Below are 14,533 nucleotides of genomic sequence, written 5' to 3'. Positions count from 1 at the left end.
ACTATTCTCTTGCAATCCTTGACGAGGGCCCTCGCGTTGCATTACGGTGGAGGCAGACCGCGCCGCTCGAGGCAAGGAAGGAAAGAATAAAGAGCCATGGGAACTTTAGTCAAATACGGCTTGACCGGCGTCATGAACACGCTGGTCGATTACGGCGTGTTCGTCTTGCTGCACGCGCTGCTCGGCGTCAATTACCTGCTGGCCCAGACGGCAAGCTTCGCTTGCGGGACCATCAACAGCTATTTGGTCAACCGCACCTGGACCTTTGGTCGCAGAGGCCGGGCCGACAAAGCGGAACTACTGAAATTTCTCGCCGTAAACGGCCTCATGTTCGGATTATCGACCGCGATTCTGGTCGTTTGCGAGGAATGGCTCGGCTGGAACGCGCTGATCGGCAAAGCGATCTCGATCGTAATCGCGACTGGAATCGGATTCATTTTGAATCGGCTCTGGGTATTCCGAGAATCCGGGGCATCGGCGGAGGTGACCAAAGTCGCGAAACTTGTCGAAACGAATTCGGAGCAGAGCTGAACCGGGAATTTCGGAGGATCATCTGATTCGCAAGTCCTTGGGCTCTAGTCGGCCCGGCAGGACCATGTCAGCTCGACAGCAAACCAGGAAGACTGGAATACCCGCTTGCCATACGGGATTTCCAGTCTTTTTCGCGTTTCCCGGGTCATGAGCCGGAAGTCATTGGAGAAAACGAAGCAAGCGTTTTCTAGGAAAAGGAAAGGGAGCGCATACATGGATCTGAAAGCGGAAACATTTCTGAAAATTCATGCTTGGCGTGGAGGTGATGCAGGAAGCAAAGCTTGAAAATAGGACTTGAAAATGAATAAGAAAGACTAATCCGAAACGCGCCTTTCTTCCCTCATGCCTTTGCTACTATCTGTGTCATAATCGTTACCAACAAGCTCCGGAGTGTCGGATGCTTGTCCCTAGAGCGAGGCGGCTTCTGACGGCTGGTGTCTGATCCACGAGAAGTCTGATGATTCAGGAGGAACCGATATGGCGCTTCAAAAGCAGGCGGAAGACCGGTCGATGGCAGCGAAGAGGGAGAGGCTTCGCCTTTTTTTGGATCGACTGGCGCAGGACGAGATGCTGGCGGCAGACGGACCGGCGACGGCGGATCGAGCGAAGCCGGCGGCCGCTCCGGCCGGCGCGGGCTTGCCTGCGGATGCGGCCCTGCTGCTGACCGGGTTGCTGCGCGAGCGCGGCATCGCCGAAGGTGCCGATCAGCTGATGGAGCATGTGCTGGGCGGAGGCAGCGTCGAGACGTTTCTGCAGAGAGCGGCGGCCGATCGTCGATAATCGAAGCTAGAGCAGACAAAGGAGAAGAATCCGATGGATGCTATTTTTTTTCCATGAAAGTTCTCGATTCGAATAATTAAAGCTCTCTAATAACTCGTTAAGAATTCTCATTTGGAGGGGACATCTTGGAACTCAATCACTACTTGTTCATCATCCGCAAGCGGCTCTGGATGATCGCGGCGATCGTCGTCATCAGCGGCTCGCTCGCAGCGACGTACTCCTACTGGTACGCGAAGCCGCAGTACGAAGCCTCGGCCAAGCTGCTCGTCGGCCAGGTGAAGGATGGCGGAGGACTGATGTCCAGCCTTGATCTCAACCTCATCAACAGCAACATCCAGCTCATCAAAACCTACAAGGAAATCATCAAGACGCCGCGCATCATGCAGATCGTCGCCGAGGAGTACCCGCAGCTGAACCAGACGGCCGGCGAGCTGGCCGGCAAGGTGACCGTCAGCTCCGTCAACGACACCCAGGTCATGTCGGTCACGGCTAGGGACGGCAGCTACGAGAGCGCGGCGCGCATCGTCAATGCGGTTTCCGTCGTCTTCTCCAACGAGATTCCGAAGCTGCTGCAGGTGGACAACGTCTCCATCCTGAACCAGGCGGACCCGCAAGCGTCAGCCGCTCCGGTCGCTCCGAACGCGAAGCTCAACATCGCGATGGCGCTGGCGCTCTCGCTGCTGGCGGCGCTGGGTCTGGCATTCCTGCTGGAGTACCTGGACGATACGATCAAGACCGAGGAGGATGTCGCGGAGGTGCTGGGACTTCCGGTGCTGACGGTCATCCCGAAATTCAAGGACAGCGAGGCGCTGCCGCCGGCCGGCACGCATCGAGACAAGCAACCGCTGCCGACCGCGAGCCGGGTAGGGAGGAAAAACAATGTCACGCTCGACGCGTAGCTGGAGCCTGATCGCCCAGAACAATCCGAAATCGCCGATCTCCGAGTCGTACCGCATGCTGCGGACGGGCATCGAATATGCCGGCGTCGACGAACCGGTCGACCTGCTCATGGTGACCTCATGCCGGGCCGGAGAAGGAAAAAGCACGACATCGGCCAATGTGGCGGTAACGTTTGCGCAGACCGGACAAAAGGTGCTGCTGATCGATGCCGACATGCGGAAGCCTTCGCAGCATCATATTTTCGGCTTGTCGAACCGCGCGGGACTGACGTCGGTGCTGCAAGGACGATGCAGCCTGACGCAAGGCATCCAGGAGACGGCGGTCGATGGACTCGATGTGCTGACGGCCGGCCAGACGCCGCCCAATCCGTCGGAGATGCTCGGCTCCAAGGCGATGGCCTCGCTGCTGGAGCAGGCGAAGGACAGCTACGACCGGATCGTCATCGATACGCCGCCGATCATGGCCGTGACCGACGCGCAGATCGTCGCGGGCAAATGCGACGGCGTGCTGCTCGTCATCGACTCCGGCAAGGTCAAGAGCGAGGTCGCCCGCAAAGCGAAGGCGGCGCTGGAGCAAGCGGGCTCGCGGCTGCTCGGCGTCGTGCTCAACAACGTGGACCGCTCAAGCGGAGGCGGCTACTACTATTACTACTACGGCGGGGACGAGCAGCAGGCCTAGAGCCGGATCGTCCGCGGACGGGACCGGCCCGGACCGGAGCAGGGCGGGCCGAGAGCGCAACACCAATCCGATTCACAGAAGGGATGAGGGGCATGCAGAAAGTAAGGAAAGCGATTATCCCTGCGGCAGGGCTCGGAACGAGGTTCTTGCCCGCGACGAAGGCGATGCCGAAGGAAATGCTGCCGATCGTCGACAAGCCGACCATCCAGTACATCGTAGAGGAAGCGATCGAATCCGGCATCGAGGACATCATCGTCGTCACCGGCAAGGGCAAGCGGGCGATCGAGGATCACTTCGACATCGCCTTCGAGCTGGAGCATACGCTGGAGGAGAAGGGCAAGTTCGACATTCTGGAGAAGGTGCGCCGCTCCTCCAACGTCGAGATCCATTACATACGTCAAAAGGAAGCGAAGGGACTCGGCCATGCCGTCTGGTGCGCCCGCAACTTCATCGGTAACGAGCCGTTCGCCGTGCTGCTCGGCGACGACATCGTGCAGTCGGACACGCCGTGCACCCGTCAGCTCATCGAGCAGTACGAGCGCTCCGGCAAGTCGGTCATCGGCGTGCAGACGGTCGGCGTCGACCAGACGCACCGCTACGGCATCGTCGATCCGATCGGCCATATCGAAGTGCCGCAGAGCCGTCTGCACGGCGTCAGCCGCTTCGTCGAGAAGCCCGCTCCGGGCGAGGCTCCGTCGAACCTGGCCATCATGGGCCGCTACGTGCTGACGCCGGAAATCTTCGACTACCTCGGCCGTCAGGAGATCGGCGCCGGCGGGGAGATTCAGCTGACCGACGCGATTCAGCGGCTCAACGAAAGCCAGGGCGTATTCGCCTACGACTTCGAGGGCATCCGCTATGACGTCGGAGAAAAGCTCGGCTTCATCCTGACGTCGCTGGAGTTCGCGATCCGCAACCCGGAGCTGCGTCATCCGCTGCTGGCGGAGATGAGCGAGATGCTCGAGCGGGAGCTTGGCCGGGGCCTCATGGCGGCACGGGGCGAGTAGCATGAAGGTGACCGTTGCCATCTGCACGCACAATCGCGCCAAGGATACGGCGGAAGCGGTGAACAGCGTGCTGGCCCAGCAGGTCGACGAAGCGCAGTACGAGGTGCTCGTCATCGACAACCGCTCGACCGATGGCACCGCCGAGGCGGTGCGAGCCATCCAGCAGCGCCCCGGCGTCGGGCCGGAGCGGGTGCGCTGCATCCGCGAGGACAAGCTCGGCCTGTCGGCGGCGCGCAACCGCGCGATCCGCGAGGCGCGGGGCGAGTACATCCTGTTCCTCGACGACGACGCGGTGGCGCGGCCGGGGTGGATGGGCGCGATCGTCGACGTGTTCGAGCGGGACCCGGCGATCGGCTGCGTCGGCGGGCGCATCGATCCGGTATGGGAGGGCGGCGAGCCGGCCTGGCTGCCGGAGGCGTTCAAGACGCTGTACACGGTGCTGGACTACGCGCCGCGCGTCGTCGAGATGGAAGCTCCGCGCATCCCGTTCGGCGCCAATGTCGCCTTCCGGGCGTCGCTGTTCCGGCAGCATGAGCCGTTCCGCGAGGATCTCGGACGCGTCGGCAGCAGCCTGCTGTCCAACGAGGAGAGCGAGCTGATCGGCCGCATCCGTCAGAGCAGCACGGTGTATTACACGCCGCATGCGGCCGTCGACCACAAGATCGACCGCAGCCGCATCAGCCGCAAGTGGTTTCTCCGCCGGGTGTACTGGCAAGGCATCAGCGACGCCGCGCGCGGAGGCCGGGGAGCGGCCTACATGCTGAAGCAGGCGCTCAAGATCGCCCCTTCGGCGCTGCTCCTGCTGCTGTCGCTGCCCGATCCGCAAAAGCAGATGGTGCAGCTGCGGCGCATCCAGTACAGCGGCGGCTACATCGCCGGACGGCTCGGCTGGTTCAAGTAAGCGCCCCCGGATCCGGGCGGATGAGGCGCATGGTTCCTACTACCCCGAAGGTCGCGTTATGAATAATTTCTAATCATCGTCATAAAGGAGAATCGTTCATGAGTCTGGACCCGATCCGGCCGGAAATCGCGCTCCCGGCGCAGCCGCCGTCCCGGCGGCGGGGCCGGATCGGCCGCCTGGCCGGCGCGCTGCGCGGCAAAGGCGCGCTGGCGACGATCGCCCGCACGAGCGGAGCCAACCTGCTTATCCTGCTGCTCGGCACGCTGAGCTCCATCCTGACGGCCCGCCTGCTCGGCGCGGAGGGCAAGGGAGAGCTGGCGGCGATCCTGTTCTGGCCGGCCTTCCTGGCCGGAGTGACCGGCTTCGGCCTGCCGACCTCGCTCATCTATCAGGTGAAGCGCGGAGCGGCGCTGAAGGAAGCGGCGGCGCTGGCCTTCTCGCTGCTGCTGCCCGTCAGCCTGCTGACCGGGACGCTCGCCTGGATGCTGCTGCCGCAGTGGATGGACGGCTACAGCGCCGAGGCGATCGCGGCGGCCCGGTTCTATGCGGCGCTCGCCGTGCCGATGGCGCTGGCGGTCAATCTGATCGCCGCCGCCGCCCAGAGCCGCGCGAGGTTCGGGGTGTACAACGGCATCCGGCTGTACGTGCCGCTGCTCAACCTCGCCGGACTCGTCCTGCTGTGGGCGACCGGCGCGCTGACGCTGACCGCCGCCGCCTCGGTGTATCTGGCGACGACCGGCGCGGTCATCGCGGCGGCGCTGTACGCGATGCGGGACGAGCTCGGCTGGGCGCCGCTGCGCCAGGCATGGAGCCGGCGCGTCGCCGGCCCCATGCTCGGATACGGCAGCCGCGTCTACGGCACCGACCTGCTCGGCACGCTGTACGGCCAGTTCGACAAGCTGATCATTCTGGCGCTGCTTGCGCCGCGCGACTTCGGCGTCTACTCCGTCATCTACGCGCTCTCCCGCATGTTCAACGTCGTGCAGACCGCGATCACGAGCGTCGTGTTCCCGAAGGTGACAGGCGAGAGCAAGGAGGTCGTCATCGCTTCGGTCAGCCGGGCATTCCGGCTGTCGATGGCGCTCATGGCGCTCGCCGTCGTCCCTGGGATGCTGATCGGAGGCCGCCTGATCGGCCTCGTGTTCGGCCCTGAGTTTGCCGGCTCGACCGCCGCGTTCTACCTGCTGTCGATCGAGTGCATCGTCGGCGGCGGCTCCTGGATCCTCGCCTCGGCGTTCAACGCGACGGGCCGGCCGGGCATGGTGCTCGTGCGGCAGCTGGTGGCGCTCGCCGCCACGATCGGCCTGTTCTTCGCCTTCGTGCCGGTCTGGGGCCTGGAGGGACTGGCGCTCGCGCTGCTCGGCGGCGCGTTCATCCGGATGGCGTTCTCGATCGCCTCGATGAAGCTGCTGTTCGGCGTCCCGATCCGGGGCATCCTGTCCGGCCGCGAGGATCTGAAGTTCCTGAAGGCTCGAATCCAAGCAAGAAGAAAGGCGGCACCCGCCGCCGAAGGGGGAGCATGAAACGCATGGGCAAGACCGAGATCGAATCGCCGCACGCGGCGGGCCGACCAGGCCTGCATCCGATGGAGCAGCTCAAGGAAAGGCTGGCGCTCATCACCCGCAGCATCCCGAAGGGCTCGGAGATCATCTACATCGACTATCCGGTCCACAGCAACGGCGGCGACATCCTCATCATGAAGGGGACCGAGGCCTTTTTCAAAGCCTACGGCATCCGGGTGAGGGCCCGCTACAGCGTGCTCGACTTTCCGGACCGGCTGAGCGTGCCGACCGGCTGCATCCTCGTCCTGCACGGCGGCGGCAACTTCGGCGATCTGTACGCCAAGCATCAGCTGCTGCGCGAGAGCATCGTGGAGCGCTACCCGGGCAACCGGATCGTGATGCTGCCGCAGACGATCTTTTACAAGAGCGAGCTGAACTTCGGCCGTACGGCCGCCATCTTCAACCGGCATCCCGACCTGCATCTGTACGTCCGGGACACGCTCAGCTACGAGATGGCGCGCAAGAAATTCAAGAACGTCAAAGTCCAGATGTCCCCGGACATGGCCCATCAGCTCTATCCGATCGACTCTCCCGGTCCGGCGGACGCGGCCGGCACGCTGTTCTTCCTGCGGACGGACATCGAGAAAACCGCCGAGCAGGAGAAGCTGGAGGCTGCCTCCGGAGCCAGAACCGATTCCAAGGACTGGACGAGCCTCTACACGGCGGCGGAGCGCAAGGCGCTGGTGCTGATGATGAAGCTCTACCGGCTTCCCGGGACTCAGGGGCTGCTCCGGCGCATCTGGTACCGGTATTCGCAGTTTCTGGTGGACAAGGCGATCCGCGAGTTCGGGAATTACGGCAGCATCGTCACCTCGCGGCTGCACGGCCATATCCTCGCCTGCCTGATGGACAAGCCGAGCGTGCTACTCGACAACTCCTACGGCAAGAACACGAGCTACTACCAGGCGTGGACGAGGGACGTGCCGGGAGCGGAGCTGTCGGCGGCGGAGCAGGCGAATTGACCGGGCGATGAGCCGGGGGACGGACCGGCGGACGGCCGCCGGGCGAACGAATCCAAGGAAGCGAGGTGCGGTCACTTGGCTTATCCAGACCGAAGCGAGGAAATGGTGGCGGCAGGCAGCTGTCCGGCGCAGGCGCGGCAGATCGCTTTGTACGAAGGCATGAAGCGGGCGCTCGACGTCGTCTGCTCGCTGATCGGCCTCGTGCTGCTCAGTCCGGTGTTCGTGCTGATCGGCCTGCTGATCAAGCTCGAGGACCCGAAGGGCAGCGTGTTTTTCTACCAGACGCGCGTCGGCAAGGACGGCAAGCCGTTCCGCATGTACAAGTTCCGCTCGATGGTCTCGAACGCGGAGGAGCGGCTCAAGGAGCTGCTGGAGCAGAACGAGGTCCAGGGAGCGATGTTCAAGATGAAGAACGATCCGCGCATCACGCGGGTCGGCCGCTTCATCCGCAAGACGAGCATCGACGAGCTGCCGCAGCTGGTCAACGTGCTGCAGGGCAGCATGTCGCTCGTCGGACCGCGGCCGCCGCTGCCGCGCGAGGTGGCGGAGTACACGCCGTACGACCGCCAGCGCCTCGACGTCACGCCGGGCTGCACCGGGCTGTGGCAGGTGAGCGGGCGCAGCAGCCTGACGTTCGAGCAGATGGTCGAGCTCGACCTGCGGTACGTGCGCGAGCGCTCGCTCGGCATGGACATGCGCATCCTGCTGCGGACCGTGCGGGTGCTGCTCGGCAGCAAGGACGCGTTTTAAGCGGCATCTAACCGGAAGCAAGGAGTGAAGGACATGGACAAGCAATCGGCCATCTACGTCGCCGGCCATCGCGGCCTGGCGGGCTCGGCCATCTGGCGGACACTCGAGTCCAGGGGCTATGCCCGGCTCATCGGCCGCACGAGCCGCGAGCTCGACCTGCGCGATGCGGGGGCGGTCGAGGCGTTCTTCGCCTCGGCGGGCATCGAGTACGTCTTCCTCGCCGCCGCCAAGGTCGGCGGCATCGTGGCCAACAACGACTACTGCGGCGACTTCATCCGCGACAACCTGCTCATCCAGACGAACGTCATCGACGCGGCCCGCCGGCACGGCGCGAAGAAGCTGCTGTTCCTCGGCTCGACGTGCATCTATCCGAAGCTGGCTCCGCAGCCGCTGCAGGAGGAGAGCCTGCTGCGCGGCGACCTGGAGCCGACGAACGAAGCCTACGCGATCGCCAAGATCGCCGGCATCAAGATGTGCCAGGCGTACAACCGCCAGTACGGCACGACCTTCATCTCCGCGATGCCGACGAATCTGTACGGCCCGAACGATAATTTCGACCTGGAGACGAGCCACGTGCTGCCGGCGCTGCTGCGCAAGATCCATGAGGCCAAGCAGTCCGGCGCGCCCGAGGTGGACATCTGGGGCACGGGCACGCCGCGCCGCGAGTTCCTGCACGCGGACGATCTGGCGGACGCCTGCCTCTATCTGATGGAGCACTATGACGGCAGCGACATCGTCAACATCGGCGTCGGCGAGGACATCGCGATCCGCGAGCTGGCCGAGCTGATCGCCCGCGTCGTCGGCTACGAGGGCCGGCTGGCGTTCGACGCCTCCCGTCCCGACGGCACGCCGCGCAAGCTCGTCGATACGAGCCGCATCAACGGCCTCGGCTGGCGCGCCTCCACGACGCTCGAAGACGGCATCCGCGAGGTGTACGCCGGGTACCGGCAAGCGGTGCTGGCGTAGCTCCGGCACCAGAAAAGCGGAGGCTCGCAGCTTTTCAACCAAAATCAATCATCCATAGGGGGATGCGGCATATGAAAAAAGCGCTCATTACAGGGGTAACCGGTCAAGACGGATCGTACCTGGCGGAGTTCCTGCTCGGCCAAGGGTATCAGGTATACGGCATGCGCCGTCGCACGAGCACGCCGAACTACGAGAACGTGGAGCACATCAAGCACCGCATCAACTGGGTGTCGGGCGACCTGACCGACCTGGCCTCGCTGATCGAGGCGGTGCGCGTCTCCGATCCGGACGAGGTGTACAACCTGGCGGCGCAGTCGTTCGTAGCCGCATCCTGGCCGCAGCCGCTGGCGACGGGCCATCTGACGGCGATCAGCGTGACGAACATGCTCGAGGCGGTGCGCATCGTCAAGCCGACCGCGCGCTTCTACCAGGCGTCGAGCAGCGAGATGTTCGGCAAGGTCATCGAGACGCCGCAGAAGGAGACGACGCCGTTCTATCCGCGCAGCCCGTACGGCGTGGCCAAAGTATACGGCCACTGGATCACGGTCAACTACCGCGAGAGCTTCGGCATGTTCGCCTGCTCCGGCATCCTGTTCAACCACGAGTCGCCGCGCCGCGGCGTCGAGTTCGTGACGCGCAAGGTGAGCGACGGCGTCGCCCGCATCAAGCTGGGCCTGCAGAAGGAGCTGCGCATGGGCAACCTCGACGCGCTGCGCGACTGGGGCTTCGCCGGGGACTACATCAAGGCGATGTGGCTCATGCTGCAGCAGGACGAGCCGGACGACTTCGTCATCTCGACCGGCGAGATGCACACGGTGCGCGAGCTGCTGGAGGTCGCGTTCTCCCACGTCGGGCTCGACTATCGCGACTACGTCGTCGTCGATCCGGAGTTCCAGCGCCCGGCGGAGGTCGACCTGCTGCTCGGCGACTGCACCAAGGCGAAGGAGAAGCTCGGCTGGACGCTCGAGGTCGGCTTCGAGCAGCTCGTCAAGATGATGGTCGACGAGGACCTGAAGCGCGTCCGGCACGAGGCCGCCTACCTGCACGCCATGAGCGCGAACGCCTAGGGCCATGGCCATGGCAAGGTCCAATTCGCTGCAGCCCGCTTTCCGCCGGGGCGGCCGCTCCGGGGGAGCGTCGTTGGAGGACTGGGCGCGCAGGGGGCTGATCGCCTACTTCGTTTTCGCCTCGATGGCGTATTTGCCGGAGGCGCTCAACGATATCGCGAACATGCGCGTGTCTTATGCCAAGTTCGCGATCGGCGAGCCGCTGTTCGGGCCGAGCATCCGGTACGTGAAGGACATCCTGATGGTCGCGCTGCTCGGGCTGTTCTTCTGGATCGACGTGCGCAAGCAAGAGCGCTACCGGCTGGCGGCCCATTACCTGCCCGTGCTTCTGCTCCTGCTCTATGGCAGCGCCGTCCTCGCCTTCCGGGAGTCGGCGGTCAACGTGTACCAGGTGGCTGCCGGAGGGCGATCGCTCCTGCTCATCCTGTTCTGCATCAAGGCGATCGGCTTCATCCGCGGACGGACGGACTTCGTCCGCACGCTTGCCCGCTGCATCGGCTGGCTGCTGGCGGTCGAATTCATCGTGCTGGCGATCCAGTACGTCCTGTTCACCAGTCGGTTCGGCGTCGTGAATCCTTTCTCCCTGCGGCTGATCGGCACGTTCGGAGGCATCTCGATCGCCGGCTACATGGCGCTTGGAAGCGCGATGATCCTGTATGCGGCCCGGCCGCAGCTCGGAGTCGCGCAGCGCAGGCTGGGACCGGTCCTGCAGCTGCTTGCGCTTGGCGTTGCCGGCATGTCCGGCACGCGCTCGGCCATCATCGGCTGCTTCCTGATCGTGTTCTTCCTGCTCGTCGAAAAGGTGTTTCTCGGGCGGAAGCGGCCCGGATCGGCCTATCTGACGCCGGCCATCATCTGCTTCTCTCTGCTCGCGCTCATGGGAGGCGTGCAGGCGGCGACGCTGATGGCCGACCGCGGCAGCATCGTCGAGGCGCAAGTGGAAGGCGGCAGGATCGACATGCTGACCGGCTTCTTCACCTCGAACCCGCTCAGCGTCGTCCTGTTCGGCGACGGCATCGGCTACGGCACGAATGCCGGCGTCAATCTGAACAAGCAGCTCGAGGTCGAGCTCGATCACCAGATCATGGACGGCACGTTCAACTCGATCCTGACGCAGTATGGCTTGCTGTCGCTGTCGCTGCTGCTTGCGGCGGCGATCGCCGCCGCGCCAGGCTTGCTGCGCAAGCTCGGGAGCAGGAGCCTGCAGCTGTACGTGTTCGTCGTCGTCAACTTCGTGCTTTGTATCTCGACGAACATTCTGGAGCAGTTCGTCTACCTGTTCCTGCTGGCCGCCTGCTGGGCGGTGCTGACGGACCGCGAGGCGAGCCGCTCCGATTCCGGGGCGCCGAGCCGGGCAGCCGCTCCGATGCCAACCTGAAAGGAGACCTGATTCGATGAAGCCGCTTGTACTGCTCACCGACGCCTATGGCGGACACGGCGGCATCGCCAAATTCAACCGCGACCTCCTCGGCGCCGTCTGCTCCAGTCCTGAGGTCGAGCGGGCCACGGCCATCCCCCGCATCATGCCTTATCCGCCCGGCGACCTGCCGGCGAAGCTCGACTACGTGACCGCCGGCCTGAACAGCAAGCCGCGTTACCTGAAAACGGTGCTCGGCTCGCTGCTGGGGCGAGCGAGAGGAAGCGACGTCATCCTATGCGGCCATATCAACCTGCTGCCGTTCGCGGCGCTTGCCAAGAAAATGACCGGAGCCAAGCTGGCGCTCGTCATCCACGGCATCGACGCCTGGGATCCGGTCACGCGAGGCGGGACCGGCTGGGCGCTGAACCAGCTGGATGCCGTCATCTCCGTCAGCCGGCTGACGCTGGAGCGCTTCTGCGGCTGGTCCGGCCTCGCCGGCGTTCCGTCCTACGTGCTGCCCAACTCGTTCGAGCCGGGACGGTTCACGCCGGGTCCGCGACCGGGCTATCTGATGGAGCGCTACGGGCTGCGGCCGGAGGACCGCATCGTCATGACGCTCGGCCGGCTAGCGGGCCAGGATCGGCGCAAGGGCTTCGACGAGGTGCTCGAGGCGATGCCGAAGCTGAAGCAGCAGGTGCCTCGGCTGCGCTATCTGATCGTCGGCGACGGCAGCGATCGGGCGCGGCTGGAGGCCAAGGCGAATGCGCTCGGCGTCGCGGACGCGGTCGTTTTCGCGGGACTGATCGCGGAGGAAGAGAAAGCCGACCATTACCGGCTCGCCGACGGCTTCGCGATGCCGAGCCACGGCGAGGGCTTCGGCATCGTGCTGCTGGAGGCGATGGCCTGCGGCGTGCCGGTGCTCGCCTCCAGCAAGGACGGCAGCAGCGAGGCGCTGATGCATGGCAAGCTCGGCGAGCTGATCGATCCCGCCGATCCCGAGCAAGTGCAAGGCGGAATCCTGCGCTTGCTCGCCAAGCGGCGCGGCGAGGTGCCGGAAGGACTCGGCCACTTCAGCTATGCGAATTATACGGCGAGGCTGCATGACATCCTGCAGCGAATCGGCGGCAATGCGGCCGATTCCGCAGGCGGCTCCTTGCCGAGCGCGGGCAAGCTGTCCGGCTGACCATTTTGAGAACAGGGAAGTGAAGGGATGAAAATACTGCATGTGATCGCCAATCTGGCGCCCCGCTACGGAGGCCCGGCGAAAGCGGGAATGGAGATGTCGGCTGCCCTCGCGGCGCGCGGCCACGACGTGACGATCTTCACGACCAATCAGGACGGGGACGGCGTGCTGGAGGTGCCCACGGATCGGATCATCCGCAAGAACGGAGTGGACGTACGGTATTTCCCGGTCGTCCAGCCGAAGTTCTGGCGCACTTCGCCGGCGATGGCGGCTGCCCTGAAAAAGGAGATTCCGAACTTCGACATCGTGCATATCCACTCGCTCTATCTGTTCCACGGGATGGCCGCCGGGCACTATGCGCGGAAGCATGGCGTGCCCTACATCGTCCGTCCGCACGGGACGCTCGATCCGGTCATGTACGCGCGCCATCGCTATCGCAAGAAGATCATGGAGACGCTGTTCGAAGACCGCAACATCCGCCTCGCCGACGCCTTGCATTACACCACCGAGGAGGAGCTGCTGCTGGCCGAGCCTTACGTGCACGGAAGCCCCGGCTTCGTCGTCCCGAACGGCGTCAACTCCTCCGACTACCGCGAGCTGCCGCCGAAGGGAACGTTCCGCTCCCGGTACAAGCTGCTGGAAGGCAAAAAGATGCTGCTGTTCTTCAGCCGCATCAACTTCAAAAAAGGGCTGGACGTGCTTGTGGAAGCGTTCCGCGAAATTCACCGGCGGCATCCCGACACGGTGCTCGTGCTGACCGGACCGGATGACGAGAACTACGGGCAGAAGGTGCGGGAATGGCTGAAGGCGGCGTCCTTGAGCGAGTTCGCGATCTTCACCGGCATGCTGACCGGAGCGGACAAGCTCGCCGTGCTGCGCGACGCCGACCTGTTCCTGCTGCCGTCGTACTCCGAGAACTTCGGCATCGCCGTCGTCGAGGCGATGGCCTGCGGCGTGCCGGTCGTCATCTCCGACAAGGTGAACATCTGGCGCGAAGTCGTCGCCGAGGGCGCGGGACTGGCGACGCCGGTCGATCCGGCGCAGGTGGCGGACGCGGCGTCCCGGCTGCTGGACGATCCCGAGCTGCGGGAGCAGATGGGCGAGCGCGGCCGCGCGATGGTATCGCAGTATTACGAATGGTCGCAGGTCGCCGCGCAGCTGGAGCAGGAGTACCGGCAGCTGGCGGGCGAAGCCGGCACGGCCGGAAGCGGGAGCAGCGCCCGGGCGGGCCTGACCTGGGGCTCATGAGCCGCAACCGCATCCGCCTCGACCGGTACGACCAGAGCGGATACTCGCGCGGGCGGAGCGGGGCGGTCGTGCTGCTCTGGTGGCTCGTGCAGGGCAGCCTGTTCCGCTACTCGCTCCATCCGATGTACGGCTGGCGTCGCTTCCTGCTGCGGCTGTTCGGCGCGCGGATCGGGCGCGGCGTGCAGGTGCGGGCGACCGCGCGCTTCACCTATCCGTGGAAGGTGTCGATCGGCGACTGGTCGTGGGTCGGCGACGACGCGGAGTTCTACAGCCTGGACCGGATCGAGGTCGGCGCCCACTGCGTCATCTCGCAGCGCAGCTACCTGTGCACCGGCTCCCATGACATCGAGGATCCTTGCTTCGGCCTGGTGACGCGGCCGATCGTCATCCGCGACGGCGCCTGGGTCGCGAGCGACGCCTTCGTCTATCCCGGCATAACGGTCGGTGTCATGGGCGTCGTCGCCGCCCGCAGCACGGTCACCCGTCCGGTGCCGGACGGCGAGGTGCACGCCGGCACTCCGGCTGCGTTCGTGAAGCGCCGGATCGTCGAGGAAAGCGACGGAAGCGCGGCCTTGCCGGATGGCGGAGTGCAACGAAACGGCGGACACGCGGGCCGCAGCGCCGGATAGCCGGACAAG

General features: G+C 64.8%; 15 protein-coding genes. All 15 read left to right on the top strand.

The features are described 5' to 3' along the window. Positions 1–96: 96 nt before the first annotated feature. The 15 genes from HGI30_RS18395 to HGI30_RS18325 all read left to right on the top strand — a co-directional run bounded on the left by HGI30_RS18395 (position 97) and on the right by HGI30_RS18325 (position 14,524). On the top strand, positions 97–531 hold the full coding sequence (locus HGI30_RS18395; RefSeq protein ID WP_328805161.1) for a GtrA family protein: 435 nt from the start codon (positions 97–99) through the stop codon (positions 529–531). A 477-nt stretch (positions 532–1,008) separates the two neighbouring features. Continuing rightward, positions 1,009–1,311 carry a hypothetical protein gene (locus tag HGI30_RS18390; RefSeq protein WP_168908888.1) on the top strand — a complete coding sequence of 101 codons (303 nt, stop codon included), beginning with the start codon at positions 1,009–1,011 and terminating at the stop codon, positions 1,309–1,311. A gap of 125 nt (positions 1,312–1,436) precedes the next feature. After that, complete coding sequence (locus tag HGI30_RS18385; RefSeq protein ID WP_235680182.1) at positions 1,437–2,210, top strand: YveK family protein; 774 nt, start codon at positions 1,437–1,439, stop codon at positions 2,208–2,210. Then, positions 2,191–2,889, top strand: a complete 699-nt coding sequence (locus HGI30_RS18380; protein WP_168908887.1) for a CpsD/CapB family tyrosine-protein kinase — start codon at positions 2,191–2,193, stop codon at positions 2,887–2,889. Before HGI30_RS18385 ends, HGI30_RS18380 begins: the two co-directional genes overlap by 20 nt. 92 nt (positions 2,890–2,981) lie before the next feature. Then, entirely contained in the window at positions 2,982–3,896 is a 915-nt protein-coding gene (galU, locus tag HGI30_RS18375; protein WP_168908886.1) for a UTP--glucose-1-phosphate uridylyltransferase GalU, read from the top strand. A gap of 1 nt (position 3,897) precedes the next feature. Further along, the gene (locus HGI30_RS18370) at positions 3,898–4,797 is read left to right on the top strand and encodes a glycosyltransferase (protein ID WP_168908885.1); all 900 of its coding nucleotides are present in this window, start codon (positions 3,898–3,900) and stop codon (positions 4,795–4,797) included. 98 nt (positions 4,798–4,895) lie between these two features. After that, a complete protein-coding gene (locus tag HGI30_RS18365; RefSeq protein WP_168908884.1) occupies positions 4,896–6,320 on the top strand; it encodes a lipopolysaccharide biosynthesis protein in 1,425 nt (474 codons plus the stop codon). A 5-nt stretch (positions 6,321–6,325) separates the two neighbouring features. Beyond that, positions 6,326–7,321: a polysaccharide pyruvyl transferase family protein gene (locus HGI30_RS18360; protein ID WP_168908883.1), complete on the top strand. Its 996-nt coding sequence runs from the start codon at positions 6,326–6,328 to the stop codon at positions 7,319–7,321. A 102-nt stretch (positions 7,322–7,423) separates the two neighbouring features. After that, complete coding sequence (locus tag HGI30_RS18355; RefSeq protein WP_168909960.1) at positions 7,424–8,071, top strand: sugar transferase; 648 nt, start codon at positions 7,424–7,426, stop codon at positions 8,069–8,071. A 33-nt stretch (positions 8,072–8,104) separates the two neighbouring features. After that, entirely contained in the window at positions 8,105–9,037 is a 933-nt protein-coding gene (locus tag HGI30_RS18350) for a GDP-L-fucose synthase family protein (RefSeq protein WP_168908882.1), read from the top strand. 71 nt (positions 9,038–9,108) lie between these two features. Next, positions 9,109–10,104: a GDP-mannose 4,6-dehydratase gene (gene gmd / locus HGI30_RS18345; protein WP_168908881.1), complete on the top strand. Its 996-nt coding sequence runs from the start codon at positions 9,109–9,111 to the stop codon at positions 10,102–10,104. A gap of 10 nt (positions 10,105–10,114) precedes the next feature. Then, positions 10,115–11,482 carry a hypothetical protein gene (locus HGI30_RS18340; protein WP_168908880.1) on the top strand — a complete coding sequence of 456 codons (1,368 nt, stop codon included), beginning with the start codon at positions 10,115–10,117 and terminating at the stop codon, positions 11,480–11,482. A 16-nt stretch (positions 11,483–11,498) separates the two neighbouring features. After that, positions 11,499–12,647: a glycosyltransferase gene (locus HGI30_RS18335; protein ID WP_168908879.1), complete on the top strand. Its 1,149-nt coding sequence runs from the start codon at positions 11,499–11,501 to the stop codon at positions 12,645–12,647. Positions 12,648–12,674: 27 nt separating this feature from the next. Beyond that, entirely contained in the window at positions 12,675–13,895 is a 1,221-nt protein-coding gene (locus HGI30_RS18330; RefSeq protein ID WP_168908878.1) for a glycosyltransferase, read from the top strand. Beyond that, positions 13,892–14,524 (top strand): WcaF family extracellular polysaccharide biosynthesis acetyltransferase, encoded by a 633-nt coding sequence (locus HGI30_RS18325; protein WP_168908877.1) that lies wholly within the window; start codon positions 13,892–13,894, stop codon positions 14,522–14,524. Before HGI30_RS18330 ends, HGI30_RS18325 begins: the two co-directional genes overlap by 4 nt. Positions 14,525–14,533 lie beyond the last annotated feature (9 nt).

Origin of the sequence: Paenibacillus albicereus, from assembly GCF_012676905.1 — a bacterium.
Lineage (GTDB): Bacteria > Bacillota > Bacilli > Paenibacillales > Paenibacillaceae > Paenibacillus_O > Paenibacillus_O albicereus.
Note: the sequence above shows the minus strand (reverse complement) of the source record. Positions and strands in the feature narration are given on the sequence as shown.

What these genes read in the sequence shown, in the direction of transcription:
- HGI30_RS18395 (WP_328805161.1), top strand. Translation starts at nt 97, where the DNA reads ATGGGAACTTTAGTCAAATACGGCTTGACCGGCGTCATGAACACGCTG.
- HGI30_RS18390 (WP_168908888.1), top strand. Translation starts at nt 1,009, where the DNA reads ATGGCGCTTCAAAAGCAGGCGGAAGACCGGTCGATGGCAGCGAAGAGG.
- HGI30_RS18380 (WP_168908887.1), top strand. Translation starts at nt 2,191, where the DNA reads ATGTCACGCTCGACGCGTAGCTGGAGCCTGATCGCCCAGAACAATCCG.
- galU (WP_168908886.1), top strand. Translation starts at nt 2,982, where the DNA reads ATGCAGAAAGTAAGGAAAGCGATTATCCCTGCGGCAGGGCTCGGAACG.
- HGI30_RS18370 (WP_168908885.1), top strand. Translation starts at nt 3,898, where the DNA reads ATGAAGGTGACCGTTGCCATCTGCACGCACAATCGCGCCAAGGATACG.
- HGI30_RS18365 (WP_168908884.1), top strand. Translation starts at nt 4,896, where the DNA reads ATGAGTCTGGACCCGATCCGGCCGGAAATCGCGCTCCCGGCGCAGCCG.
- HGI30_RS18360 (WP_168908883.1), top strand. Translation starts at nt 6,326, where the DNA reads ATGGGCAAGACCGAGATCGAATCGCCGCACGCGGCGGGCCGACCAGGC.
- HGI30_RS18355 (WP_168909960.1), top strand. Translation starts at nt 7,424, where the DNA reads ATGGTGGCGGCAGGCAGCTGTCCGGCGCAGGCGCGGCAGATCGCTTTG.
- HGI30_RS18350 (WP_168908882.1), top strand. Translation starts at nt 8,105, where the DNA reads ATGGACAAGCAATCGGCCATCTACGTCGCCGGCCATCGCGGCCTGGCG.
- gmd (WP_168908881.1), top strand. Translation starts at nt 9,109, where the DNA reads ATGAAAAAAGCGCTCATTACAGGGGTAACCGGTCAAGACGGATCGTAC.
- HGI30_RS18340 (WP_168908880.1), top strand. Translation starts at nt 10,115, where the DNA reads ATGGCAAGGTCCAATTCGCTGCAGCCCGCTTTCCGCCGGGGCGGCCGC.
- HGI30_RS18335 (WP_168908879.1), top strand. Translation starts at nt 11,499, where the DNA reads ATGAAGCCGCTTGTACTGCTCACCGACGCCTATGGCGGACACGGCGGC.
- HGI30_RS18330 (WP_168908878.1), top strand. Translation starts at nt 12,675, where the DNA reads ATGAAAATACTGCATGTGATCGCCAATCTGGCGCCCCGCTACGGAGGC.
- HGI30_RS18325 (WP_168908877.1), top strand. Translation starts at nt 13,892, where the DNA reads ATGAGCCGCAACCGCATCCGCCTCGACCGGTACGACCAGAGCGGATAC.